This is a genomic window from Marinobacter sp. R17, from assembly GCF_003789045.1.
Taxonomy (GTDB): Bacteria; Pseudomonadota; Gammaproteobacteria; order Pseudomonadales; family Oleiphilaceae; genus Marinobacter_A; species Marinobacter_A mangrovi.
This window is the reverse complement of sequence record NZ_RHGZ01000016.1, coordinates 52,052-78,102: the sequence shown is the minus strand read 5'-3', so window position 1 is coordinate 78,102 and position 26,051 is coordinate 52,052. Positions and strand designations below refer to the sequence as shown.

Here is a 26,051-nt window from a genome sequence, read left to right as displayed (position 1 = left end):
TCTGCCGCGCCCTTCGGGGCGCGCGACCTCCTCCATCAAATATTCTGAACAAACCTTCCAGAATTCTCCGTTTTCATCTTTTCCTCCCACGCAGTTCAATAGCCTCATACCCTTTGCATCGCACCGGAGGCATTGAACATGAAAAACATTCTTGTCATTACTGCAAGCATCTTTGGCCAGGACGGACAATCATCCCAACTGGTCAAACACACGCTGGATCAGCTCCGTGAGACCCACGGCGAGATTCGCACCACCTATCGCGACCTGGCCGCCGAGCCGGTTCCGCACCTGGACGCGTCCCGTTTCGGTGCTTTCATAACCGGCGCAGACGACCGCGACGGCCACCAGCAGCAGGTGGTGGATTATTCAGATTCCCTGATCCAGGAGATCAAGGACGCGGACGCCATCGTCATGGGCGTGCCGATGTACAACTTCGGTATCCCATCCGGCCTGAAGGCCTACTTCGACCACATCGCCCGGTCCGGAGTGACGTTCCGCTATACCGAAAACGGCCCGGTGGGTCTGCTGGAAGACCGTCCGGTTTACGTACTGGCCGCTCGCGGCGGTATCTATGCCGGCACGCCGAACGATTCGCAAACGCCGTACATCCGTTCGTTCCTGGGCTTCCTGGGTCTGACCGACCTGCATTTCGTCTACGCCGAGGGCCTGAACATGGGTGACGAAAAGAAAGAGAGTGCCCTGCAGGAAGCCGGGCGTACTATTGAAACCCTGACTGCCTGATCCAGGCAGTCCCTTATCCTTCGTGGAAGGAGGTCAGTCATGACAGAACGTACCCTCAGACAGGTTATTCCGGGTGCCGAGACATCCGACGGGGCTGGCGTGCGCATCAAGCGGTCGCTGGGCCAGCATCCCTCGGTACGGCTCGACCCCTTCCTGATGCTGGACGAGTTCGGCTCGGCCGACGCCGCGGATTACATCGCCGGCTTCCCGTCGCATCCGCACCGGGGTTTCGAGACCGTGACCTACATGATCGAGGGGCACATGCTCCATGAAGATCACCTGGGCAACCGGGGCGACCTGCGCAACGGCGGCGTGCAGTGGATGACCGCCGGTCGCGGCATCATTCACTCGGAAATGCCCCAGCAGGAAGAAGGCGTGATGCGTGGTTTCCAGCTGTGGCTGAACCTGCCCGCGGCGGAGAAGATGACCGATGCCGGCTACCGTGACATCCAGCCGGAGGAGATCCCGGACATCAACTTCGACGGCGGCCGCATCAAGCTGATTGCGGGCGAGTTGACCATCGACGGTGACCACCATCGCGGCGCGGTAGCGGACCGCAGTACCCAGCCGATCTACGCGGACATCCACCTGGATGCCGCCGGTCAGGTCACGTTGCCGGTGCCTGAAGGCCATAACGGCATGCTGTACCTGTACGACGGCGACGCCAGCCTGGGCGAGACGGCCCTTCAGCGCAGCGCGGCCAACGTGCTCGGTGACGGCGACCGCATCACAGTCACCGCCGGCGCAAACGGCGCGCAACTGCTGCTCATCGCCGGCAAGCCTATTGGTGAACCGATCGTGCAGTACGGACCGTTCGTGATGAACACCCGGGAAGAGATCGAACAGGCCCTGCAGGACTACCGGGACGGTCGCCTGACCGCCTGACCGCTCATGGTCGATCACGAACCCTGCGTGATCCCTCTTGGCGCATAGGTTTTCGACCTATGCGCTTTTTTTGTGCGTCATAGAAATTCAGGGAACGAGAAGTAAGGAGGCGCATTGGCCTGTTGCCCTATCGTGAGCTCGGGGAGCGTCTGAGGCGACGAAGGGCAAGGCGTACAGCGCGCAGCGAGTGAGGCATACCTAGTTGGTAGGTGAAGGAGTGAGCACTGCACAACGCAGCCCTTCGTTGCCTCAGACGCTCCTCCCCCCTCAGGCAAACTGCTTGTGGGCCATCAGCTCCAACACCATCGGCCGCACAATCAAATCCATCGCCAACGGCAACTTCGTCCCCGGAATCACCAGCGTGTCGTGCCGCGACATGTGGCTGTTGGGAATCATCTGCAGCAGATACGGAAAATCGATGTCCCGATGATCGCGAAAACGGATGACGATCAGGCTCTCGTCGTCATTCGGCACTTCCCGCACCAGGAACGGGTTGGAGGTGTCCACCATCGGCACCCGCTGGAAGTTCACATGGGTGTGGGAGAACTGGGGCACGATGTCGGTGACGTAGGCGTCCATCCGGTTGATGATGGTCTTGACCACCGCTTCCTGGGAATACCCGCGCTCGTTGGTGTCCCGGTAGATCTTCTGCATCCACTCCAGGTTGACGATGGGGACCACGCCGATCAGCAGGTCCACATACTGGGCCAGGTTGTAGTGCTCACTGACGATCCCGCCGTGCAGCCCTTCGTAGAACAGCAGGTCGGTGTCCGTCGGCAGGGGGGCCCAGGAGGTGAACGTGCCGGGCTCATACCCCTGGCGAATCAGGTGCAGGTCCTCGTCGTGCACGTACTCCCGGAACTGGCCGCTGCCACTGACGCTGTAGTCGTAGAACAGGCCTTCCAGGCGGTCGACGTGGTTGGCGTCCAGGGAGAAGTGGTTACGCTGGCCGTAGCGTCCCTTTTCCGCCAGCACCGTCATCTGGTCCCGGGTGTAGCGGTGGAAGCTGTCGCCACTGACGCGGGCCGCCCGGATGCCCTCGCTGGCAAAGATGCGGCTGAAGATCCGGCCGGTGGTCGTCGTGCCGGCACCGGAGGAACCGGTCACGGCAATAATGGGATGACGTTTTGACATAGTCGCTGTGGTCCCGGCAGCGCAGCTGCAGGACGTCTCGGGCCTGTGCAGGTCTGTGGTATGGCGGCCTTGCCGATGGCGATCCGGCGACCAGCGCCGGCCGTGTTTTGGCAATGCCCAAGGTGGGCAGCATAGCGGGGATGAAGCGCTGTGTCAGCTCAGGACGTTATGCAGCAGCTGCGGTTTCTCGATGATGTAGCCTTGGGCGTAATCCACACCCAGGCCACGCAGGGCGTCCAGGGTATCCCGGTCTTCCACCTGTGAGGCAATGACTTCGCGCCCCATGTAATGGGCCATATCCACCATGGATCGGACCATGGCCCGATCCGCCTCGTTGTGGGTGACGTTGCGGGTGAAGGCGCCGTCGAGTTTGATCAGGTCGAGTGGCAGGGTGCGCATATACTGGTAGGAGGTCGGACCGCTGCCGTAGTTGCCCAGGCAGAAGCGACAGCCCAGCTCCTTCATTTCGACCATGAAATCCGCCACTTCCTGCAGGTTATGAATCGCCGCCGCCTCGGTGATCTCGAACCAGAACCGCTCGATGGGCGCGTCTTTTTCGCTCAGCTTCTCGTAGATGAATTCCAGCAACGATTCGTCGTTGAGCGAATAGCCGGACAGGTTGATGCACACACCGCCCAGCTTGTCGGCGCCGGAATGCCTGTCCCGCAGGGCGTCCAGCATGTGCCCGACCACCCAGCGGTCCACCGCCTGCATCCGGTTGTAGCGTTCCGCCATGCGCACGAACTCGGCCGCCGTGATCAGCTTCCCCGTATCGTCGTACATGCTGATCAGGATTTCGTATTGGGTTGGCATGCGCGCTTCGGGATGCAGCGGGATGATCTTCTGGCAACGCAGCAGCACCTGTTCGTCGTCCAGGTTACCCAGCCCGGCAATGCGGGCAGCGATCTGTTCCTGCTGCGACTGCACCTCCGAATCCAGCCGGTAGGTGGCGATCTTGCCGTTGCCCTGCCGCTTGGCCTCCTTGGTCGCCTCGTCCGCCGCCCGCAACCAGCGCTCGGCGGTGACCAGCGCCGGCAATACCGGCACAATCCCGGCACAGGCGCTGATGCGATAGCGTCGGTCGTCAAAACTCAGGTCCAGCGCCTCGACGTCTTCGATCATGCCCCGGGCCAGGCCCTCGGCCTGATCTTCCGTACAGAGAAACGCAAACTCGTTACCGCCCAGGCGGGCCAGCGGCTGATCCTCCGCCACGTGCCGGCGCAGGCATTCGGCCACCCGCGCCAGGGTGTCGTCGCCACGCTTGTAGCCGGCGGTGTCGTTCAACAGCCGGAACTGACGCAGATCGATTTCCACCAGGGCCAGCGGCGATTCCGTGGACCGGGACAAATGCTGTTCCAGGATACGTTCGAATTCCCGACGGGCCAGCAGGCCGGTGAGCTCGTCGTGGGTGGAGACCCAGGACAGCTGGTCGTATACCTGCTTCACCATACGATCGATGCTTTCGTCCACCAGCGGCCGTTCGTACTGGCTGTCCGGCACCAGGATGCCCTGCTGGAGCTGACGCGCCAAGGGTTCCAGCTCCAGCTCGACGACCCGCATCCCCTGGTGATTGACGAACACGAAGCGACTGAACTCCCGCGCTACCCAGACCAGGCGTACGTAGAATGGCTCCTTCGGATTCTCCTGGTTGCGCAGCCACTCGCCGGTCTGCAGGCGTTGAGCCCGGCCGATCCAGCGTTGCAGGCTGCGTTTCTGGCGTTCGCTGGCCTTGTCTTCGGGTGCCGGCTCCGGGCTTTCCGCTTTGGGGAAGTCCACCCATTCCGACGATTCCGGGCCACGCTTGACCAGGAAGGCTTTCAGCTCGTCCCGAATCTGGGCCGAGGGCATGTGGTTGCTGGAGATGGACGCCAACCCATCCTGAATCACCCGCAGCAGTTCCGGCAGGTTGACGTTGGCTTCGGGGTCTTCGCCGTAGGCCAGCAGGGAATCGAGCACCGACAGGTAATCCTGCCACAGCTGGCTGTCCGGACCCTGGCGAATCCACGTCAGCGACAGCAGATCGCGCCAGCCGCCATTAAGCATGCTGACCACCGCCTTGGGTATCCGCTTGCCGCCGAGACGCTGATCCAGCAACTCACTCACCGCGCGCTTGGCTTCGGACACCTTCTGGGCCCCTTCGGCGGCCGCGGTGACCCGCTCCACGTTGCGCCGGTAGACCAGGTTCTGGCGTTCGATCAGGTTGTCGAGGTCGCCCTGAACGGTCTCGAACACCCGGGTGTCCTGCTCGAACTCGCTGACAATGCGCTGGATCATCTCATCCACCCGGCGCTGGACCACGGGATTGAGACGCCCCCCTTTCACGCCGAGCTGGGCCAGGCGGTTCATCACGCCCCGCACCGGACTGTTATGATCATCGAAGAAGGCACGATCCCGCAGCACCACCTTGAGCACGGGCACTTCGAGCTGGCGCAGGTGGTGCCGTGCCGAGTCGTTCAGGCGCGGGCTGTCGACCACGCTGCGGAAGAACTGGTCCACCACATCCAGCGATTCCTGCTGTTCTTCGTCAAGCCCCACGTCACCACCGGCCCTGACCTTCTCGACCACCCGTTCGCGCAGGGATTCAGCGGGTTCGGCATCCGGCGTGTCAGCCTGGATCCGCTGCAGACTCTGCAGCTCACGCTGGAACTCGCCGGCGGACAGAGGCCGGGCATTGACCGGGAAAGGCAGCGGTTGGGAATCACCCCGCTCCAGACGGCTGGCACTCAGGGTGGCCAGCAGGTTGCGGACGGTGGCGAAGGCATTCTGGGCACTGAGGGAATAGTTCCGGAAGCTGTCCCTCCCCCCTCGGGCACGGCTTTTCTCGGCTCCGGTGGGCGCGTCTGTCTTTTTCGCGGGCGTGGTGCCGGCTTTGGGCTCAGGCTCAGGCACCGGTTTTGGCTTGGGCGCCGGCTTGGGCTCCTCCTGGCGAGGTGCCCGATCACTGAGGTATTTGGTCAGGTCGAGGTCCGGCAGGATGCCATGCCGGATCAGGATCTGGTTCAGTTCCTGATACAGCGGTCCCAGTGCTTTGAGCACCACCTGTTCGAAGACCCGCAGGCACACCTTTTCCACCTCGCGACTGACCTTCAGGTGTTGCAGGCTGCCGTGGAAGGCTTCACAGACCAGCGACGGCCCCAGCGGATTATGGTGACCGGTGGCGTTGGACACGTTCAGCTTGTCCAGTCGCATGCGCAGTTGCAGTAGATCGCCCCGGTACATCGTATCGGCCTTGGTGACCATCACCTTGATGGTCAGCCAGTCCTCGAATTCCCCCTTATCGACCAGCGACAGTTCCGAGCCCGGCACGCCCTGGCGTTCCGGCTTGAGCGGCGACTCCAGGGCCAGCATCATCTGGTGCCAGACCGCGCGCTGGCGCGATCCCAACTGGCCGGCGGCATCCATCAGTTCGTTGGCCTGCTGATCGGAGCCTGCCTGCTGGGCCGCTTCCTTCAGCGCACTGACCATCCGCGGCAGGCATTCTGCCATCAACGGCTCGATATGATGGACCACCGACTTGGCGCACTGATGAAGGACAAACTGCACCCGCTCGCTGGGTGGCTTGAGGTGGGCACGCTCCTGTTCACGGTGGGCGCTGCACTGGGTGAGCATCGCATTGACCGCATCCGGGTTGGAGCGGGTAAAGGACACGCCAATCGCGCCCTCGATGAGGCGCGCAACACGCACGTGAAGGACATGGGTACTGCGCCCGTCGGCGCCCCGGAAACGAACAACCAGCTCGTCGGGCTGCTGCTCGGACAAGACTCGTCGGACCCGGCGATCCGTATCGGCGGAGAACCGGATGAACAGGCCTTCCGCGCAAAAATCCGCAATCTGACAGGGCCACGTCTGTTCCGCAGTGGCCTGGAGTTGCGCGGCAAGCTTGATCGGTCGGCGAGGACTGGCGCGTCGTTCCATCAAATCCCTAAGATGCAATAGTAGAAGCAGAGGGCGTCCGGATTGCCCGAGCAGGGTACTCCGCCTGCCGTGACATGCTTCACATCATGAAGCAATCGACCCATGATCCATTATAGTGTCTGGACAGTGGCCTGCCGCTCACATTGACAAGCTTTTACAAACCGGCGCTATTTCCGGTTCGGTCGCTCATTACGGACAGGATCCATCATGGGGAAGCTTAGCCAGATCTATCTATTACTGCTACTGATCTTTGGCCTATCCGGCTGTAACTCCATCGCTTATTACCAGCAGGCCGCCAGCGGCCAGCTGTCCCTGCTCTGGCAGCGCCAACCCATCGACGAGGTCCTGGACGATCCACAAACTCCCCCCGCCCTGCGACACAAACTGACGTTGGCGCTGCAGGCCCGCGACTTTGCCCGGGATGATCTGGCCTTGCCCGTAGGCAACACCTTCTCTGATTACGTTGCCCTGGATCAACCCTACGTCGTATATAACCTCATGGTGGCGCCGGAATTTTCTCTGGATCCCCATACCTGGTGCTACCCTTTCATCGGCTGCCAGTCCTATCGCGGCTACTTCCACCTGGACGACGCCCGGGCCGCCCGCAAACCCTACGCCGAACAGGGAAACGACACGTTCATTGGCGGGGTGACCGCCTACTCCACCCTGGGCTGGTTTGACGACCCCATCCACTCGGGCATGACCCGCCTGCCGGATGATCGGATGGTGGAGCTGATGTTCCACGAGCTGGCCCACAAGCTGGTCTATGTTTCCGACGACACCCGCTTTAACGAAAGCTTCGCCACGGCGGTGGAACTGGAGGGACTCAAGCGCTGGCTGCAGGCCACCGGCCAGCCGGAAAAATACCAGGAAGCCCAGGCCCGACTGGAGCGGCGCGCCCAGACGCTGGCGCTGATCGAGGACACGGCCAGCCACCTGAAAGCGTTGTACGCCCGGCAAGACGAGATGACCGAGGATGCCATGCGAGCACGCAAGGCCGCCGTACTGGAGGAACTGAAAGCCGCCTATCGCCGGCTTGAGGCCACCTGGCCGGAACCCGGGCCGCTGGGCGGCGTCATGGCCCACGTCAACAATGCGGTCCTGGGACTGTTCCGGCAGTACAACAGTGACGTGCCCGCCTTCCGACAGCTACTGGCAGACAGTGGCGGACACTTTCCGACGTTCTATCAGCGGGTCGAGACGCTGGCCGAGGCATCCAGGGCGTCCCGTCGGGAACAGCTCGACGCCCTGGATCAGCGCTGGCAGCCTGTGGTGGCGGATTCAGAGGCCGATCAAACCAGCCACTAGAGCCGTTTGACGAACACCTTGGAGTTCCGCTGGGTGTTGTAGCTGGCCAGCTTGGGCCCTGGCAGCGATTGCACGCTGGTGGGTTCGAAACCACGCTCACGGAACCAGTGTTCGGTCTGCGTGGTGAGCACGAACAGACGCTCCAGGCCCCGGCTGCGCGCATTGCGCTCGACCACGACGAGAATGTCGTCACCCCGGCCGGCCCGGCGGTAGGACGGATCGACGGCAAAGCAGGACAGCTCGCCCGACTTCTCCGCCGGATACTCGTAGAGCGCCGCGCAGCCGACGATGGTGCCGTCCCGTTCCACCACCGTGTAACGGTCCACTTCGGTCTCCAGCAGCTCTCGTGAGCGCCGCACCAGGATACCCTGCTCTTCCAGCGGCTGGATCAGTTCGAGAATGCCGCCGATGTCTTCCACCCGGGCACTGCGGATCTGCTCGTAGTTGTCGTCGCTGACCAGTGTGCCGGAACCGTCCCGGGTGAACAGTTCCTGCAGTACGGCGCCATCGCGGGTGTAGCTGATGATCTGGCTGCGCCGCACACCGCGCACGCAGGCCTCACAGGCGGCCCGCAACAGGTCCGCGGCATGACCTTCCAGATCGCCGTCCGCCAGCCGTTCCCGGGCCTGGCGCACGGTCAGTTCGCGAATCAGCTGGCCGGACTCGTCGAGCACGCCGTCCTCACCGGTGAAGATGATCAGCTTCTCGGCTTTCAAGGCCGAGGCCACCTGGCTGGCCACGTCCTCGTAGGACAGGTTGAAAATATCGCCGGTGGGCGAATACCCCAGCGGCGGCAACAGCACGATATGGCCCAGCCGCAGCAGGGTTTCAATGCCTTCCACATCGACCCGCCGCACCCGGCCGGTATAGCCGAAGTCCACGCCGTTGAGCACGCCCACCGGCCGCGCCGTGATCAGGTTGCCACTGCTCACGCGGATGCGGGCCCCGTGCATGGGCGAGTTGATCAGCCCCATGGACAGCCGGCTCTCCAGATGCGCACGCAGGGCGCCGACCGCTTCCATCACCAGCGGCAACTGATCTTCCGGGGTCACCCGCAGGCCATCGTGGAAACGGGAGTCCAGGCCGGCCTGGTCGAAGCGCTGCTGGATCTGCGGGCGGGCGCCAAAGGTCACCACCAGCTTGACGCCCAGACTGCTCAGCAGGGTGATGTCGTGGATGATGTTGATCAGGTTCTCGTGGGCGAGCGCCTCCCCGCCCAGGGTCAGGACAACGGTTCGCCCCCGATGGGCATTGATGTAGGGGGATGAATGGCGGAATCCGTGCAGCCAGTCATTCGATTTCAAACGCGTTGTCTCCCTTGGGGTTCATGATCGGGTTATTGATGGTCGTCCAGACAGAAATGCTGGATCAGACGGCTGAGGATATCCACGGCCGGCTTTACCTGCGAGAGGTCCAGGTATTCATCGGGCTGGTGCGCCTGGTCGATGTGTCCCGGTCCCATCACCAGCGTTTCCATGCCCAGCTTCTGCAGCCACGGCGCTTCGGTGGCAAACGCCACCGCTTCAGCGGTGTGGCCGGTCAGCCGTTCACAGACCTTAACCAGTTCGGCGTCCGCCGAGGTCTCGAACGGCGGCACGCCATCGAACAAGGGCTCGAAGCGCAGGCCCAGCTCGCGGCTGCGAGCCTCTGGTTCGACCTGATCCAGGATGGCCTGGCGCAGGGTATCCATATCCATCCCCGGCAGTGGCCGCAGATCGAAATGCAGTTCACAGTTGGCGCAAATCCGGTTTGGATTATCGCCGCCATGGATACAGCCCAGATTCAGGGTGGGCACTTGCACCTTGAAGTTGGGGTTCTGGTAGCGGGCCTGCCAATCGCTACGCAGCGCCAGCAATTGACTGATGGCGGCGTGCATGCCTTCCATCGCGTTGCGGCCCAGCGAGGGATCCGAGGAGTGGCCGGACTGCCCTTCGAACACCAGCCGTTCCATCATGATGCCTTTGTGCATGCGCACCGGTTTCAATCCCGTGGGCTCGCCGATGACCGCGTATCGCCCCTTGGGCCGACCGGCCTCGGCCAGCGCCCGGGCGCCGTTCATGGAACTTTCCTCGTCGGCGGTGGCCAGCACAATCAGGGGTTGGCGCAAGGGCTGGTCGGCCAGCTTTCGCACGGCATCAATCACCAGCGCGAAGAACCCCTTCATGTCGCAGGTGCCCAGACCGTACCAGCGGTCATCCCGCTCGGTCAGTTTAAACGGATCACTCTGCCAGCGTTGGTCGTCAAACGGGACGGTATCGGTGTGGCCCGACAAGACCAGTCCGCCCGGACCACTGCCGAGTGTGGCGATCAGGTTGAACTTACCGGGCATGCCCGGCACCGGCATGATCTCGACCGCAAAACCCAGCGGCTCCAGCCACTCGGCCAGGGTATTCACCACGGCTTCGTTGCTGTGATCCCATTCCGGCGAGGCGCTGCTGATCGAGGGGATCGAGATCAGGCGCTCCAGCATCTCCTGGATGCCCGGCATATTGGCGTTACGGCTGGTGCTGCTCACTGTCATGGGGCTCGGTCCCGGCATCATCGGTGGTCGTTGGCATCGCCGCCTGGAGCGGGGACGCCGCCTCGGTCTCGGGCGCCGGCTCGATGCCGACATCGCCCGTACGACGCCATACTTCGAACAGTGTAATGGCTGATCGGGCCAGTGGATAGGCAACCTCGCCGCCATCCACGGTGCGCGTGACCTCAAGCCGTTTATCGGTCACATTGGACAGGCGACCGTCCACCACGCGGCCGCTTTTCAGGGTCACCCGTACGCGCCGGTCCGGCCAGCGCGCCGCTTGCCTGGGATCGGCCGGCCGGAACGCCGGGCCGTCGGTCGCGGCTTCGTTGTCGGAACGCCCGGACTGGGGGAGCACCGCCGGCTGGGCCTGAGGACGCTGCAAATAGCGGACAAACAGATCGGGCACCCGGGCGCCGTTGTAAAACACATCAAAGCTGCCCAACGTCGGATCGACCGCCCCGTCGCCGGCAGGCCGGTTGCGCTCGGGCAGACCCAGCAGCGGTTCGCCGGCGGCCAATGTCGCCTTGAGCTCACCGCCATCGCGCAACCAGACCTTGTAGAGGGCCCGCAGCTGGTCGCTGGGCTGGTACCCGGTGACCTGCAGCTGCTCACTGAACACCCGCGTGGCCTGTTCGGCCCAGTCTTCCGGCCCCACATCCACGGCCCGGGCGCAATAGGCGGCAAGGCGGCGCATAAATCCGCCGTCGCGCAATTCCACATCCACCGGGCCACTGTAGCCCGGCAGGTTGCCGTCTTCGTCCAGCGTACGGTCCAGGCGTAATCCCGGCAGCCGGATTTCGGCGCTGCCCAGTTTGCCCGCCTGGAGATCGATCTTCAGGCCACCGGTGTCGTCCAGCATGTTGTCCTGTTCAATCCTGAGATCGCCGGCCACCTGGCTCACCCCCATCGACATCAGGGTGGACAAGCCCAATGCGCCGGTTCCGCAGGGGATGTTGATCAGACCGGCGTTGATGGCCGCATTGCCCGGGCCGGCCCAGTCGCGGATCAGGGGAGACGCCAGCTGCAGGTGCAGGTTTTCGGCGCGCAGGGTCCAGTGGCCGGGCAGCGGACCTCCGCCGAGGGCATCCATCAGCTCCGGCACGGCATCCGCCGAAAAGGTCACGCGGGTCGCCCGCAGCGGCTGATTCAACAGGAAGGGTTGATATTCCAGGTCATAGACCGAGATGTGGCCCGACAGGCTTGAGCCAATCCGGCCCCACTTGAGTACGCCCTGCTTCTCAAGCGCATCATGGGCCTGTTCCAGCAGGCTGTGCACCTGGTACCAGGCCGCTCCCTTGAAGCCGATATACGCCAGTAGAAGAAGACAAACCAGGGACAACAACAGCTTTTTCATGCCAACGACTCTTTGGGCCTAACCAGGAACACACAGGACATCAGACTGTCGCAGGTCCTATACTTTGGCAAGGACATCGCGCAAAAAACCGGGGGCCGGCGCCTCGTCCGGCCACTGCCCGGTTTGCCAACCAGACACCACTGCAGGCGGGACGCCGTCCATGATACACAACCACGAACGCGCCTATATCCGGCACCCGGCCGACATTCCCCTGGAGGTGTCGCCCACCAGTCAGACGGTCTGTGCCGGGGCGATCCGCAATCTCAGCCGGGGTGGCCTGTCGTTTTCCTGCGCCGTGCCCTACTCCCCCGGCCAGGATGTGGACCTGGTGATTCGCTGCTGCCCCAACCCACTGGAAGTCCGCGGCCAGGTGGTCTGGTGCGAACCCAAGGACGGCGGCTTCGAAGTCGGCATCGCCTTCTACAGTCCCGGCGATGCCTATCAGGTCCGGATGGTCGAGCAGATCTGCCAGATTGAACAGTACCGCCGGGACATGCTGGCCCGGGAGGGACGCGACCTGAGCATTGACCAGGCCGCGCGGGAATGGATCGAGCGCTACGCGCACCAGTTTGCCCAGGGCGACTGGTCCGATGAATAGCCGACCGATCAGTTGCGGGAAATCAGTGTCCCCACGCCCTCATCGGTAAAGATTTCCAGCAGCGTGGCATGGGCCACCCGGCCATCGATGATATGGGACGATGCCACGCCGTTCTCCACCGCACTCAGGGCGCAGCGAATCTTGGGCAGCATGCCGCCTTGGATGGTACCGTCCTCGATCAGGTCATTGACCTGCTTGGCCTTGAGGCCGGTGAGCACCTTGCCTTCCTTGCTCTTCAGGCCGGACACGTTGGTCAGCAGGATCAGCTTCTCCGCATCCAGCGCCTCGGCCACCTTGCCAGCCACCAGATCGGCGTTGATGTTGTAGGAGGTGCCGTCACGGCCGACGCCGATCGGCGCGATGACCGGAATCACGTTGCTGCGGGTCAGCAGGTTGATCACCTCGGTGTTGACCGCCTCCACCTCGCCCACATGGCCGATGTCGATGATTTCGGTGCGGGTCACTTCCGGCGACCGGTCGACCACTTCCAGCTTGCGCGCCCGGATCAGGCTGGCGTCCTTACCGGTCAGGCCGATGGCGGTGCCGCCGTGCTGGTTGATCAGCGACACGATCTGCTTGTTGACCTGACCACCCAGCACCATTTCCACCACGTCCATGGTTTCGCTGTCGGTGACGCGCATGCCGTTGACGAAACGGGAGTTGATGTTGAGCCGTTCCAGCAGGTCGCCAATTTGCGGGCCGCCGCCGTGGACCACGATCGGGTTAATGCCGACGGTCTTCATCAACACCATGTCCCGGGCGAAGCTGCTTTTCAGGTCTTCGTTCTCCATGGCATTACCACCGTACTTGACCACCACGGTCTTGCCGGTAAAACGCTGGATGTAAGGCAGGCCCTTGCTCAGTACCGAGGCCACCTGCATTGCGGTATCACGATCCAATGCCATGGAATTCAACCTTATTGCGCTGCGGGAAATGCGCCGGCGCCTAACGGCCAGCGTCACAGGGTTTGTAGGGCACTATTGTAAACCCCGGCTGCGGCGACGCAATGGTCCGCAGCCGGGTACGCGGTCAGAACTCGGGAACCACGTCCGGCGCGACCTTCAGCAACTGCTCGCGGAAAACGGTCTTGATGCGCTCCAGCGCCTCGTCCGACTCCGCTTCGAAGCGCAGCACCAGTACCGGTGTGGTGTTGGAGGCCCGGCACAGGCCCCAGCCATCCGGGTAATCGACCCGTACACCGTCGATGTTGGACACGCTGCCGTCGCCGAAATCCCCCTCGGCGCTGAGCTTGTCCACAATGGCGAACTTGTTCTCGTCGGTGACGGTGACGTTCAGTTCCGGCGTGCTGATGTCCTCGGGGAATTCGGCAAAGACGTCATCGCTGTCCCGATCTTCCACGCCCAGGATTTCCAGCAGCCGGGCCGCTGCATAGAGGCCGTCGTCAAAGCCCAGCCAGCGCTCCTTGAAAAAGATATGACCGGACATTTCCCCGGCCAGCAGGGCACCGGTCTCTTTCATCTTGGCTTTCATCAGGGAGTGGCCGGTTTTCCACATGATCGGCCGGCCGCCCGCTTCATTGATCACCGAAGCCAGCCGGCGCGTGCATTTCACGTCGTAGAGGATGTCCGAGCCGGGGTTGCGCGAGACCACGTCCCGGGCAAACAGCATCAGCAGGCGATCCGGCCAGATCACCTTGCCGGTGTTGGTCACCACGCCAAGACGATCGCCATCGCCGTCAAAGGCCAGACCGATATCCGCCTTCTCGGACGTCACTTTCTCGATCAGGCTTTGCAGGTTCTCGGGCTTGCCCGGGTCCGGATGGTGGTTGGGGAAGTTGCCGTCCACTTCGCAGAACATCGGAATGACGTCACAACCCAGCTCTTCCACCAGGATCGGCGCCAGTTCCCCGGCGATGCCGTTGCCGGCGTCCAGCACCACCCGCAACGGTGCTGCCACGGCAATATCACCGACGATGCGATCCAGGTAAGGTCGGCGTACGTCCTGCTCGGAATACTGGCCCTGACCCTGGACCAGGTCGCCGGTCTGGATGCGGGTAAACAGCTTCTGGATGTCGTCGCCGGACAGGGTGTCCTGCGCCAGCATCATCTTCAGGCCGTTGTAGTTGGCCGGGTTGTGGCTGCCGGTCACCATCACGCCGGAACCGGTACCCAGCTCGTGGGTGGCGAAATACAGCACCGGGGTCGGCACGGCGCCGATATTGATCACGTTACAGCCGGTGCTCATGATGCCGCGGGCCAGCGCATCCGCCAGCTCCGGGCTGGAATGGCGGCCGTCGTAGCCGATGCAGATGTCGGTCACCTGGCGGCTCTGCGCCTCGCTGCCGATAGCCCGGCCAATTTCATGCACCACCTGGCCGTCGAGGGTTTCACCAACGATGCCGCGGATGTCATAGGCGCGGAAAATGGAGGGCGAAATCTCGACCGAGACCGCCGGAGTCTCCTCCACCGCAAACGGATCCTCGCCGTCGCTGCCGCCGCCCAGGCCGAGAACGTCCTCGTCGCTGTCGAGCATGTCGATGTCGAGCATGTCGTTTTCCTCGAACAGCGGCTCATCGCTGCCCTTGGCCTTGGCGGCCGGTCCCGACGCCGGCGCGGATTTACGTGCCGCCTGTTTGGCGGAGTCCTCGGCCTTGGCAATCCGCTTGTCCACCGCCTGCGCCAGACGGCCCAGCACTTCACCGATCGAGGCCACCAGATCCCACTTGTAGGTCGGCGCCTTGATTCGCTCGCCGGCGAAGGCCTTGTGAGCCCACTGGATCAGGCCGGCCGCATCACGCCGCAGATCAGAACGGGCCTGCCCCAGTAGCACCCACACCAGGATCATGGCAATCACGGACGGCACCACCACCACAATCAGCGACAGGATCGGATCCACCAGCGGATTCAGGTCGCGCTGGGGCTTGAATTCCACTGACCAGTTGGGAGAGGACAGCGTGCGGCTGATCGCCTGTCCGCCGCCACTGCCACTGGCGGCCACCGTCTTGCTGCTGCCGGAGACGCTCTGGACCAGCGCCAGTTGGCCTCCCAGTTCGGCATCGCTCGCAGCCAGCGTCGGTGTAATGACAGACGGATCGAACACCACCAGCAGGGTGCCCTTGACCGCCTGGCTGCCGGGATCGGTGACCGGCGCGGCAAACTGGATATACCACTTGCCGTCCCGTGGGAAGGCATCCGGATGCACCTTGCGCCCGGATTCCGCCTGCTTGGCCAGATCCAGGTTGACGAAGCTCAACTCGAAGCCCTGACCGGGCTGGCGGTTGATCTCGCCGTAAGGAAACAGGAACGCCGCCTGGGTTCCGGGCAGCATCTGCTTCAGATCCCCCAGCACCTGCGACCTATCAGCGTTGCCTTCCAGTGCCTGGCGCACATGCCCCTGGCGCGAGTAGCCCATGACCACCTGTTCCAGCAGGGCCAGGCGCTGGTCGATGCGCGTCTTGGCGATGTCGGCCGCGTGTTCGGCGCGCAGCGTGTGGCGCTCCGACTGGGCCGGCATGAGGACCAGATAATACAGGAGTGCAGCGGCGGCAATCCCCGCCAGCAGGACGATGGCCGCCTGCTGGCCGGCGACACTCGCCAGCCCCTTCAGGTTGGGCCCCTTACCTGCTTTGGGGGCCTTGTCTTTCTTGCTTTTTCCTTTTGGCTGCGCTGCCTCGTTCTCGGCGTCTGCTGTCTTCTTTTTGCCAAGCTTCATAGTTATCCCATTGTTCTTCTTGAATCCTGATGTAGCCAGTATAGATCGCTGGTCGCCACCTGCTTCGGCAACCGCACCTTCTATGCCGTTCCGGTCGACCCGAATCCACCGTCCCCGCGATGGCTGGCATCAAAATCGTCCACGATTTCGAAGTCGCCCTGGACCACCGGCACCAGCACCAACTGGGCCACCCGCTCGCCGGGTTCGATGGTGAAGGAGGTCTGGCCACGGTTCCAGCAGGAGACCATCAGTTCGCCCTGGTAATCGGAATCGATCAGACCCACCAGGTTACCCAGTACGATGCCGTGTTTGTGCCCCAATCCAGAGCGCGGCAGGATCATCGCCGCCAGGGACGGATCACCGATGTGCAGCGCCAGGCCGGTCTTCAGCAACGTCGTGTCGCCCGGCTCAAGAGTCAGCGGATCGTCCAGGCAGGCCCGCAGATCCAGGCCGGCAGAGCCTTCGGTGGCGTAGGTGGGCATCGGGATGTCGCGGCCGATGCGTTCGTCGAGGATGCGAACCTGGAAGGTCTGTCGGGTCATGCAGTACACCTTAATCTGTCATTCGTTAAAGATTGGAGTCAGTGGAAAAAGCGCGTTGGGCGATCAGGCTGAGCAGGTCCCGTGCCAGGGCCTGCTTGCTGGCCGGTTCGAAGGTCCGGCTGTCGGTATCCCAGAACACGGTGACGGCGTTGTGGTCGCTGTTGAAACCCAGACCCGGGCGCGAGACGTCGTTGGCGACGATCATGTCCAGATGCTTGCGCGCCATCTTGTCCCGCGCGTAATGCTCGACATCGCGGGTTTCGGCGGCAAAGCCGACGGTGAAGGGCTTGTCGGCGCGGGCGGCAATGCTCGCCAGGGTGTCCGGGTTGCGCACCAGGGACAGACTCATGCTGTCGCGAGATTTCTTGATCTTGTCGCCGGCGCAGGTTTCCGGCCGGTAATCGGCAACCGCGGCGGTGGCGATGAACAGATCGCAACCGGCTGCCACAGCCGCTTCCGCGGTCTTCAGCATTTCCTCGGCGGTGATCACCGATTCCCGGCGCACGCCGGCCGGACAGTCGAGGGTAACCGGGCCGCTGACCAGCACCACCTCGGCGCCTGCGTCACGGGCCGCGCTGGCCAGGGCATAACCCATCTTGCCGGAGCTGTGGTTGGTGATGTAGCGCACCGGGTCAATCGGCTCCCGGGTGGGTCCGGCGGTAATCACCACACGCCTGCCGGCCAGGGGCTTCGGGCCATCCAGGCGGTCCAGCAGACGACCGGCCAGGGCATCCGGCTCCAGCATGCGACCGGGGCCCACATCGCCACAGGCCTGATCACCGGCATCCGGCCCCCAAAGCTCCACCTGCGGATCGTCCGCCAGCAAGCGGGCATTGCGCTGGGTCCGGCCGTTGCTCCACATGGCCTGGTTCATGGCAGGCGCCAGGATGATCGGCGCGGTTGTGGCACAACAAACGGTCGTCAACAGATCGTCCGCCATGCCCTGGGCCAGACGGGCCATGAAGTCGGCGGAGGCAGGCGCCACCATCACCATATCGGCCCACTTGGCCAGCTCGATATGGCCCATGCCGGCTTCTGCTTCGGGGTCCAGTAACGACGTGCGCACCGGCTCGCCGCTGAGGGCCTGGAAGGTCAGCGGCGTCATAAACGCTTCGGCGCCGTGCGTCATGACCACCTGCACCGCGTGTCCGGCCTTTTTCAGCAGCCGCACCAGTTCGGCAGATTTGTACGCCGCAATACCGCCTGTCACGCCCAGCAGGATGTTTTTCTGCGCCATGCCCTCTCCCATCTCGTTCCGGTCCACACAACGGGGCCATCATAAACGCCATAAGATAGCACCACAGGCACCCTCCCGACAGCCCGGCGACCATGGTAAGCTGCCCCGCGGCGACGGATTCGCCCACTGCATCTATAAGGAAGCCACAGCGCCCCGATATTCATCACACGGCCCCCGCTGGAGTGCCGTTGTGGTCCGGGGACGCATTGACCCGGAGGGAATCGGGATGACCACACCAACCGCCTGGCCGACGGATGAACGGCCCCGTGAGCGTCTGCTCAAGCACGGCCCTGGCAGTCTCAGCGATGCCGAGTTGCTCGCCATTTTCCTGCGCACCGGTACCACCGGCCAGCCCGTGATGGACCTTTCGCGGTCGCTGCTCAATGAATTTGGCAGTCTGCGGGAGCTGATGACCGCCTCCGCCAATCGGTTCTGCCAGATCCGCGGCCTGGGCACCGCCAAATACGCCCAGGTCCAGGCCGCCATGGAGATGGCCCGGCGGGTTCTCGATGCGCCCCTGCACCAGGGCGATCCGCTGCGCTCGCCGGAGGACACTCGCCGCTACCTCAGCAGCCGGCTGGGCCACTATCCCCATGAAGTCTTTGCCGGCCTGTTTCTGGACAATCGCCATCGCATCATCCGGTATGAGGAGCTGTTCCGCGGCACCATCGACGGCGCGGCCGTCTACCCGCGAGAAGTGGTCCGCCAGGCCCTGGATCACAATGCAGCGGCGGTAATTTTCGCCCATAATCACCCCTCCGGCGTGGCCGAACCCAGCCAGGCCGATATCAGCCTGACCCGTCGCCTGTCCGACGCGCTACAGTTGCTGGATATCCGGGTGCTGGATCACATGGTGGTGGGACATGGCGAGGTGGTGTCGCTGGCCGAACGGGGCCTCCTGTAAAGCGCCATACAGACGACAAAACGCCGTCATTCAGCCCCCCATATGAGTAATGCCCGAAAAAACTGGCCAAATTCCCAACAATTTTTTGCGTTGGCCTGGGCATTCTGGTATAAAAGCGTCCCTTTCTGGCGGCGTCTGGCGAGCACCCAGAGGCGCGAAATAACGAATTCTGTATTTCAGGACTTAAGAGCTCAGGTCGGAGGCAAACATGTCCAGAGTCTGTCAGGTTACCGGTAAGCGGCCGGTCACCGGTAATAACGTATCTCACGCGATGAACCACACCAAGCGTCGTTTTCTGCCGAATCTGCAGAACCATCGCTTTTGGGTAGAAACTGAAAAGCGCTTTGTGAAGCTGCGCGTCTCTACCAAAGGTATGCGTATCATCGACAAAAAAGGCATTGACGCTGTGCTGGCCGACCTTCGTGCCCGCGGCGAGAAGGTATAAGGAGCCGCATCATGCGCGAGAAGATCAAGCTGGTATCATCTGCAGGTACGGGTCACTTCTACACGACCCACAAAAACAAGCGCAACACGCCTGAGAAAATCGAGATCAAGAAGTACGATCCGGTTGTTCGCAAGCACGTTGCCTACAAGGAAGCCAAGATCAAGTAATCTTGATCCGCTTTCGAAAAAGCCGACGCTCACCTCGTGACCGTCGGCTTTTTTGTGCCTGTTTGACCGGTAACCGATTCAGAGGGGCTTCAGAATTTCGCGACGTAGCCGGACGGTAGGGCGATGTCCATGGCGATGGGCAGATGATCCGAGACCGGGTGATTGATGACTTCGGCGCGCCGGATTTCCAGCGAGGGGCTCACGAGAATGTGGTCAAGCGCCCGCTCGGGCCGCCAGCTGGGGAAACTGTGGGCGGTTTCCGGCAACGGCACCAGGTCGGTTTCCGACAGCGGCGTGTTGCCCAGCAATTGCTCGGCGTGATTGTTCATATCGCCCATGAGGACCACGTGCTGGTACTCGCCAATCAGGTCGCGCACAAAACCCAGCTGTCGATTCTGGGCCTGGGCACTCAGGGACAGGTGCATCATCACCAGCACCAGGGGATCGTTGGGGTCGCCGTAGCGAGCAACGATAGCGCCCCGCCCGGGAATCAGGCCCGGCAATTTGTACTCGGTGACATCCAGCGGTCGGTAGCGGCTGAGCAAGCCGTTGCTGTGCTGGGCCAGTCGACCGAGGTTACGATTGAGCTGCTGATACCAGTAAGGAATGCCGCTGGCTTCGGCCAGGTACTGCACCTGGTTAATGAAGCCACTGCGCAGACTGCCGCCGTCACACTCCTGCAGCGCCACCACATCGTAATTGCGCAGCAGTTGGGAAATCTTGTCCAGATTCTCGATGCGCCGACGGTGGGGCAGGATGTGTTGCCAGCTGCGCGTGAAGTAATGACGGTAGGATGAGGTGCTGATACCCACCTGGATATTGTAGGTCAGCAGACGGATATGCCGGTGCGGCTCGAAATCGGGCACGTGTTCGGTGCCGGAACAGGCGCCGACACTGGCGCTCCGAACCGGCGCATTACCGATCAACTCGTTGAGCTGTTTGCGAATTCGCTCGTACATGCCCTGCTGACCTTCGAACCGCCCGCGACAAGGCGTTACTGCGCGTTGCGCTCCTTGTCGACCAGGTAGTCGATCACCTTGATCATGTTCTCGTGACTGCCAGCCATGGATGCGCTGACTTTGTACTTCCCATTGACAATGATAGTCGGAACACCGGTGATCCGTGCACCCCGAACATAGGCCTCAGCCTGCTGCATTTTGGCATTCACGCCGAAGCTGTTGAATGTCTTCAGGAACGCGTCCTTGTCCACACCGTGGTCAGCCAGGAAGTCAGCAATCTTTTCGCCGTTGTTGAGACGTTTGTGGTCCCGCGCCAGGGCATCAAACAGCAGATCGTGCGTCTTGTCGAACACGCCCATGGCCTTGGTGGTGTAGAAAGCACGGGCGTGGACATCCCAGGTCCGCCCCAGAGCCGCCGGCACCAGTACAAAATCGACATCATCCGCCTTCTTCGAGGCCCAGTCTTCGATCAGGGGCTTGAACGCGTAGCAGTGGGGGCAGCCATACCAGAAGACTTCGGTGACTTCGATGTGGTCGGGATTTTGGGTAGGCAGCGGTGAGCTCAGCCGCTCGTAATCCTGACCTTCCTGAAACTGTGCCGCCTGGGCGGTGGCCGCCAGCGGCAGGAGAAGCAGCGCACAAAGCCAGCCTTTCCAGAATGTCGACATTATTCACTCCTATCGTTGTCGTCGCAGGGGCTTGTGACCTCAAACCTGCGGGAAAGTTCGCCACGCGCCGCAGCACGGACTGGTATGAATGGGTGGCATTATTACGGCTCAGCGGCGGGTACGCAACGTCGCGACCCGAAACAGAAAACCCCCGCCGAAGCGAGGGTTCCCAGTGATGCGATCGCCAGAACCCGATCAGTGCAGGCCGGAGACGTAACTGGCGACGGCGGCCATCTCTTCTTCGGTGAGTCGGGAAGCCACGTCCATCATGATCTGGCTCATGGCGCCGGTGCTGCGATCGCCAGCCCGGTAGGCCTTGAGCTGTTTGATCACATAGTCCGGGTGCTGCCCGCTCAGACGCGGGAAACCGCCCGGCTCGTTACCCAGACCCTTGGGATTGTGGCAGCCGGCACAGGCCGGCACGCCGCTGGCCAGGTTGCCGCCGCGATAGAGTTGCTCGCCTTTCTTGACCAGATCCGGATTGGCCTTGCCGATCGGCGTCTGCTGCTGGTCGAAATAGGCCGCCAGATCCTGCAGGTCCTTGTCCGACAGATTGGCGAGCAGACCGGTCATTTCCGGGATCTGCCGTTCGCCCGCCTTGATGTGCTGAAGTTGCTTGTAGAGGTAGGTTTCGCCGAGCCCGGCCAGCTTGGGGTAAACCGGCTGCACGGGCTGTGCGCCATTCTGGCCGTGGCAGCCGGCACAGACCGCCGCTTTGGACTGACCGGCCTGAGGGTCACCGGCACCGTACGCCGCCGTTGTCAGAGCCATGCCCAGGCCCAGAACGATCCCTGTGATCCGTTTTTTCATGCTCGCCCCGCTCTCTCAATCAGAAATCCCGTGGAGCTTCAGAAAGTCTCCCGGATGCTTTCCGCCCGAACGCACCCAGATGCTCCTTTATTTCTTGTCATAGCAGTGCTTCCGCCGGAGCGCCAGCCCCGCCGTTCCCACTGAACTGGTGTGATACTATACATTAGTTGCTGGAACCGCACCGTTCAATTCCTTAGTGAAGCTAACGAATTCGAACCGGGAATCGCGCTCCAACCTGTCCATTCACTGTTGACCGGAAACTCTCTGATCGTGTCTGACTCCGCTTCTCCCGGCACCGCCGAGCTCAAGCCCATTGCCTATAACAGCGCCCGCTTCCTGACCAGCGCCTCCCGGGTGGCGGAATGCCCGCCCGATGACGGCAGCGAGGTGGCGTTTGCCGGCCGCTCCAACGCCGGCAAGTCCAGCGCCATCAACGCCATTACGGTCAACAGCAAGCTGGCTCGCACCAGTAAGACGCCGGGCCGCACGCGGCTGATCAACTTCTTCTCGCTCAACCGCCCGGGCTGCCGGCTGGTGGACCTGCCGGGTTATGGCTACGCCAAGGTGGCGAAAGAGATGCAGGAGGACTGGCAAAAGCACCTGGACGACTACCTGTCCCGTCGCGAAAGCCTGAGGGGCCTGGTGTTGGTGATGGACATTCGCCACCCCCTGCAGGATTTTGACCGGATGATGATCGAGTGGTGCGAGCAGAGCCAGCTGCCACTGATGATCCTGGCCACCAAGGCGGACAAGCTGAAATCGGGACAGGCCAAACAGGCGATGCTGAAGATTCGAAAGGCGCTGGAAGGGGTGAACTGCCTGGAGCATCTGGTTCAGTTTTCGGCCATGAAAAAGCAGGGGCTGGACCAGGCCCGCAATGCCCTGACGGACTGGCTGGAAGCGGAAGAGCAACCCATCACTGTCGCGCCCTGAGGCCACAAAAAAAGCTCCCGGCTTGCAGGAGCCGGGAGAACGTCAGGGTTTTGCTTTCAGCTAAAACCTGAGCTTGGCGCTCAGAAAGACGCAACCAGTAATCCGTTCTGGTCCACGTCCGATAACTGAGACCGGATGTTCTCCCGTTAGTTCCTTGCCTTTTGCACCTATTTCATCCGTGAAAACCCGCATAACACTCCGCTTTCTTCCCCCGCACCGATCAGTTCGGGCCGATAGCGCTCCCGGATGGCCATCACATCCTCCCGGTAGGCATCCCGCAGGTACGGCATTTCCAGGGTCAGCACCTGGAAAATGCCCTGTTTGAGCTGTTCCCGGGTGATGCTGTCGGTGCTGTCGCCGGCGTGGGCGGTTTTCAGGAACGCCATCCAGTTGGTGATCACCAGCCAGACATTCAGGGACATGGCGTCTTTCAGCTCGTCGGCCTGGGCCTCGAACAGACCACCGTCGGTCAGACCGGAGAAGATCTGCTTGATGGCCGCCAGGCAACGGCCGGTGAATAGACGGTAGTCCTCCCGCAGACGGGCGTCGTTGTCCAGCAGGAACTCCAGGTCCCGGTGCAGGAAGCGGTAGCTCCAGAGGCCGTCGAACACGGACTCCAGGTAGAACATCATGTCGTCCAGGCCCAATGGCCGGTCGTCGGGAATCTCCAGGTAGTAGTCCACCAGCTTTTCGTATTCCTGGAAAATCTCGTAGATGATGTCCGACTTGTTGCGGAAGTGGTAATAGAGGTTGCCCGGCGATATGCCCAGGTGGGCGGCAATGTGATTGGTGGTGGTGTTGCGCTCACCCCGCTCGTTGAACAGGTCCAGACTGGTTAAGAGAATCTTGTCGCGTGTTTTCATGAAGCAGGCTTGTTGTTGTGTATGAACCGCACCGGTTTTCGACATTCATCCTATGCCGGAGGCGCCGGATAACACATTGGCCCAAGCGGCCAGATGAGATCCTTGACTCACTAGAGTATATACTCTAATAATACCCTCAAACACAAATCGAACAATTATTGATCACCCCGAACAGCCTCAACGTACTTTTTACGCAGAACCGCGTTCAGACCGCGGACATCCGGCTCCGACCGGACAGGCATCGGGCCCCTGAGGCGAGGAGAGTCACCATGACCGCAAGCGTCGTTCATCTGACCGAAAGCAAAAAGCAGATCCAGCAAACCACACGGTTGTTCGAGGAGCAGCGCCGGGCATTCCGCCGTAATGCCTACCCGTCGTTGACCGAGCGCAAGGAAAACCTGAATCGACTCAAGCGCCTGCTGCTGGCCAACGAGGATCGACTGATTGCGGCCATCGACGAAGACTTCAGCTGCCGGTCCGCCGACGAGACCAAGATTGCCGAGCTGATGCCCGCCGTCCAGGGTATCAATTACGCCCTCAAGAACCTCGGCGACTGGATGAAGCCGTCCAAGCGCCATGTGTCGGTCCTGTTCCAGCCCGCCAGCAACAAGGTGGTCTACCAGCCGGTCGGCGTCGTGGGCATCGTCGTGCCCTGGAACTATCCGCTGCTGCTGTCGATCGGTCCCATGACCGCAGCATTGGCCGCCGGCAACCGGGTGATGGTGAAAATGTCGGAATTCACCCCGCACTTCTCGGCCCTGATCAAGCAGCTGATTGAAGACAAGTTTCCACAGGACCTGATCAGCATCATCAACGGCGAGGCCGACGTGGCCGCGGACTTCACCGCCCGCCCGTTCGATCACCTGCTGTTCACCGGCTCCACGGCCGTCGGTCGCCATGTGATGCGCGCCGCTGCTGAGAACCTGACCCCGGTCACCCTGGAGCTGGGTGGCAAGTCGCCGGCCATCATTTCCAACGACGTGCCCATGCGCGACGCCACCGAGCGACTGGCCTTCGGCAAGGCCGTCAACGCCGGCCAGACCTGCGTCGCGCCGGATTACGTGCTGTGCCCGGCGGATCGCCTGCAGGCCTTCGTCGACGAATTCCGCACCCGGTTTGCCGACATGTACCCCACCCTGCGGGACAACAACGACTACACCGCCATCATCAACGAACGCCAGTACGAGCGCCTGGTGCGCTACATCGACGACGCCCGCAGCAAGGGCGCCAAGGTCATTGAGGTCAACCCGGCGGCGGAAAGCCTGGGCGACGGCACCCGCAAGCTGCCGATGCACCTGGTCCTGAACCCGACCGACGACATGCTGGTGATGCAGGAGGAGATCTTTGGCCCGATCCTGCCGGTGGTGACCTACGGCAGCATCGACGAGGCGCTGGACTTCATCAACGACCGGCCGCGTCCGTTGGCGCTGTACTACTTCGGCTACGACCGGGACGCCCAGGACCATGTGGTCGCCAACACCCACGCCGGCGGCATGTGCATCAACGACACGCTCATGCATGTGGCCCAGGACGACCTGCCATTCGGCGGCATCGGCGAATCCGGCATGGGGCACTACCACGGCAAGGAAGGCTTCCTGACCTTCTCCCATGGCAAGTCCGTCTACGGGCGCCAGAAGCTGAACAGCGGCCGCTTTGTCTACCCGCCCTACAACACGCCGTTCCACAAGATGGTGTACCGGATGTTTATCCGCTAGGACTCGCCCGATAACGCCCGGGGCGCTGATTGACACCCCGGGCGATGGATCGCCCCATCCTGGGCCATCAAGGTGCTGCCTGCGCCGGATTTGAACATGCCTGTAGAGTCGGGCTACTATCGCGCAGCATTACCGTCAGCGAGGGCATGCCATGAACACTGTTGTCTATCCCGGGACCTTTGACCCGGTCACCAACGGCCACGTCGACCTGATCGCCCGGGCCTCGCGGCTGTTCGATACCGTGATCGTCGCGGTCGCCGCCAGCACCAAGAAGAATCCCCTGCTGTCCCTGGAGGAACGGATCCGTCTGATCGAGGCATCCACCAGCGACATGCCCAACATCCGGGTGGTGGGTTTCAGCAAGCTGCTGGCCGACTTTGTGCAGGAACAGGGCGCCAACATCCTGATCCGCGGCCTGCGTGCGGTCTCCGACTTCGAATACGAGTTCCAGCTGGCCGACATGAACCGCCGGCTGGCGCCGGGTGTGGAGAGCATCTTCCTGACGCCCGCCAACCATCTGTCCTATATCTCTTCCAGCCTGATCCGAGAAATTGCCTCTCTCGGCGGCGATGTGACGGAGTTCGTGCCGCCGGTGGTGGCCGAGGCGCTGGAAAAGAAATTCGCCAAATCATGATGGTTTTACGGCTGCCCGCGGGCAGCCGTCATCGCCACTCACAGTT

23 protein-coding genes are annotated in these 26,051 nt (G+C 62.4%); 10 read left to right on the top strand and 13 right to left on the bottom strand.

What is annotated here, in order from left to right:
- Nucleotides 1-138: 138 nt before the first annotated feature.
- Both EB809_RS12710 and EB809_RS12705 read left to right on the top strand, forming a co-directional pair.
- Nucleotides 139-741, top strand: a complete 603-nt coding sequence (locus EB809_RS12710; protein ID WP_123635195.1) for an FMN-dependent NADH-azoreductase — start codon at nt 139-141, stop codon at nt 739-741.
- A 39-nt stretch (nt 742-780) separates the two neighbouring features.
- Nucleotides 781-1,626, top strand: a complete 846-nt coding sequence (locus EB809_RS12705; protein WP_123635194.1) for a pirin family protein — start codon at nt 781-783, stop codon at nt 1,624-1,626.
- A 267-nt stretch (nt 1,627-1,893) separates the two neighbouring features.
- Here the strand turns inward: EB809_RS12705 and EB809_RS12700 are convergent, their stop codons facing one another.
- Nucleotides 1,894-2,760 (bottom strand): phosphoribulokinase, encoded by an 867-nt coding sequence (locus tag EB809_RS12700; protein ID WP_123635193.1) that lies wholly within the window; start codon nt 2,758-2,760, stop codon nt 1,894-1,896.
- Between the two features lie 153 nt (nt 2,761-2,913).
- Nucleotides 2,914-6,675 (bottom strand): DUF1631 family protein, encoded by a 3,762-nt coding sequence (locus EB809_RS12695; protein ID WP_123635192.1) that lies wholly within the window; start codon nt 6,673-6,675, stop codon nt 2,914-2,916.
- Between the two features lie 207 nt (nt 6,676-6,882).
- Between EB809_RS12695 and EB809_RS12690 the strand changes: the two genes are divergently transcribed.
- A complete protein-coding gene (locus EB809_RS12690) occupies nt 6,883-7,983 on the top strand; it encodes an aminopeptidase (RefSeq protein WP_123635191.1) in 1,101 nt (366 codons plus the stop codon).
- Here the strand turns inward: EB809_RS12690 and argA are convergent.
- Genes argA through EB809_RS12675 form a run of 3 tightly spaced genes read right to left on the bottom strand, consistent with a single transcriptional unit; the run spans nt 7,980 to nt 11,858 of the window.
- The gene (gene argA, locus EB809_RS12685) at nt 7,980-9,287 is read right to left on the bottom strand and encodes an amino-acid N-acetyltransferase (protein WP_123635190.1); all 1,308 of its coding nucleotides are present in this window, start codon (nt 9,285-9,287) and stop codon (nt 7,980-7,982) included. The genes EB809_RS12690 and argA overlap by 4 nt on opposite strands.
- Nucleotides 9,288-9,319: 32 nt before the next feature.
- Nucleotides 9,320-10,504 (bottom strand): acetylornithine deacetylase, encoded by a 1,185-nt coding sequence (argE, locus tag EB809_RS12680; protein WP_123635189.1) that lies wholly within the window; start codon nt 10,502-10,504, stop codon nt 9,320-9,322.
- Nucleotides 10,479-11,858, bottom strand: coding sequence for an acetylornithine deacetylase (locus tag EB809_RS12675; RefSeq protein ID WP_123635188.1), 1,380 nt, complete (start codon nt 11,856-11,858; stop codon nt 10,479-10,481). Before EB809_RS12675 ends, argE begins: the two co-directional genes overlap by 26 nt.
- Nucleotides 11,859-12,018: 160 nt before the next feature.
- Here EB809_RS12675 and EB809_RS12670 point away from each other — a divergent pair, with 160 nt between their 5' ends.
- Nucleotides 12,019-12,456 (top strand): PilZ domain-containing protein, encoded by a 438-nt coding sequence (locus EB809_RS12670; RefSeq protein ID WP_123635187.1) that lies wholly within the window; start codon nt 12,019-12,021, stop codon nt 12,454-12,456.
- A gap of 8 nt (nt 12,457-12,464) precedes the next feature.
- On the opposite strand, the gene argB is transcribed toward EB809_RS12670, so the two are convergent.
- The 4 genes from argB to coaBC all read right to left on the bottom strand — a co-directional run bounded on the left by argB (nt 12,465) and on the right by coaBC (nt 17,907).
- Entirely contained in the window at nt 12,465-13,361 is an 897-nt protein-coding gene (gene argB / locus EB809_RS12665) for an acetylglutamate kinase (protein ID WP_123635186.1), read from the bottom strand.
- 124 nt (nt 13,362-13,485) lie between these two features.
- Nucleotides 13,486-16,128, bottom strand: coding sequence for a phosphomannomutase/phosphoglucomutase (locus EB809_RS21250; protein ID WP_123635185.1), 2,643 nt, complete (start codon nt 16,126-16,128; stop codon nt 13,486-13,488).
- A gap of 80 nt (nt 16,129-16,208) precedes the next feature.
- Nucleotides 16,209-16,670 (bottom strand): dUTP diphosphatase, encoded by a 462-nt coding sequence (dut, locus tag EB809_RS12655; protein WP_123635184.1) that lies wholly within the window; start codon nt 16,668-16,670, stop codon nt 16,209-16,211.
- A 25-nt stretch (nt 16,671-16,695) separates the two neighbouring features.
- Nucleotides 16,696-17,907, bottom strand: coding sequence for a bifunctional phosphopantothenoylcysteine decarboxylase/phosphopantothenate--cysteine ligase CoaBC (gene coaBC / locus EB809_RS12650; RefSeq protein WP_123635183.1), 1,212 nt, complete (start codon nt 17,905-17,907; stop codon nt 16,696-16,698).
- 226 nt (nt 17,908-18,133) lie between these two features.
- Between coaBC and radC the strand changes: the two genes are divergently transcribed.
- The 3 genes from radC (at nt 18,134) to rpmG (ending at nt 19,423) form a co-directional block, all read left to right on the top strand.
- Complete coding sequence (gene radC, locus EB809_RS12645; protein WP_123635182.1) at nt 18,134-18,811, top strand: RadC family protein; 678 nt, start codon at nt 18,134-18,136, stop codon at nt 18,809-18,811.
- Between the two features lie 208 nt (nt 18,812-19,019).
- On the top strand, nt 19,020-19,256 hold the full coding sequence (rpmB, locus tag EB809_RS12640; RefSeq protein ID WP_004579959.1) for a 50S ribosomal protein L28: 237 nt from the start codon (nt 19,020-19,022) through the stop codon (nt 19,254-19,256).
- 11 nt (nt 19,257-19,267) lie between these two features.
- Nucleotides 19,268-19,423: a 50S ribosomal protein L33 gene (rpmG, locus tag EB809_RS12635; RefSeq protein ID WP_123635181.1), complete on the top strand. Its 156-nt coding sequence runs from the start codon at nt 19,268-19,270 to the stop codon at nt 19,421-19,423.
- A gap of 89 nt (nt 19,424-19,512) precedes the next feature.
- On the opposite strand, the gene EB809_RS12630 is transcribed toward rpmG, so the two are convergent.
- The 3 genes from EB809_RS12630 to EB809_RS12620 form a co-directional block, all read right to left on the bottom strand.
- Nucleotides 19,513-20,382, bottom strand: coding sequence for an endonuclease/exonuclease/phosphatase family protein (locus EB809_RS12630; RefSeq protein ID WP_123635180.1), 870 nt, complete (start codon nt 20,380-20,382; stop codon nt 19,513-19,515).
- 35 nt (nt 20,383-20,417) lie between these two features.
- Nucleotides 20,418-21,050 (bottom strand): thiol:disulfide interchange protein DsbA/DsbL, encoded by a 633-nt coding sequence (locus EB809_RS12625; RefSeq protein WP_123635179.1) that lies wholly within the window; start codon nt 21,048-21,050, stop codon nt 20,418-20,420.
- Nucleotides 21,051-21,245: 195 nt separating this feature from the next.
- A complete protein-coding gene (locus tag EB809_RS12620) occupies nt 21,246-21,860 on the bottom strand; it encodes a c-type cytochrome (protein ID WP_123635178.1) in 615 nt (204 codons plus the stop codon).
- Nucleotides 21,861-22,130: 270 nt separating this feature from the next.
- Between EB809_RS12620 and yihA the strand changes: the two genes are divergently transcribed.
- A complete protein-coding gene (gene yihA, locus EB809_RS12615; protein WP_190294892.1) occupies nt 22,131-22,793 on the top strand; it encodes a ribosome biogenesis GTP-binding protein YihA/YsxC in 663 nt (220 codons plus the stop codon).
- Nucleotides 22,794-22,960: 167 nt separating this feature from the next.
- Here yihA and EB809_RS12610 read toward each other — a convergent pair whose 3' ends face one another.
- Nucleotides 22,961-23,656, bottom strand: coding sequence for a TetR/AcrR family transcriptional regulator (locus tag EB809_RS12610; protein ID WP_123635177.1), 696 nt, complete (start codon nt 23,654-23,656; stop codon nt 22,961-22,963).
- Nucleotides 23,657-23,925: 269 nt separating this feature from the next.
- Between EB809_RS12610 and EB809_RS12605 the strand changes: the two genes are divergently transcribed.
- Entirely contained in the window at nt 23,926-25,371 is a 1,446-nt protein-coding gene (locus tag EB809_RS12605; protein ID WP_123635176.1) for a coniferyl aldehyde dehydrogenase, read from the top strand.
- Nucleotides 25,372-25,522: 151 nt separating this feature from the next.
- Nucleotides 25,523-26,005 carry a pantetheine-phosphate adenylyltransferase gene (coaD, locus tag EB809_RS12600; protein WP_123635175.1) on the top strand — a complete coding sequence of 161 codons (483 nt, stop codon included), beginning with the start codon at nt 25,523-25,525 and terminating at the stop codon, nt 26,003-26,005.
- Nucleotides 26,006-26,051: the final 46 nt, after the last annotated feature.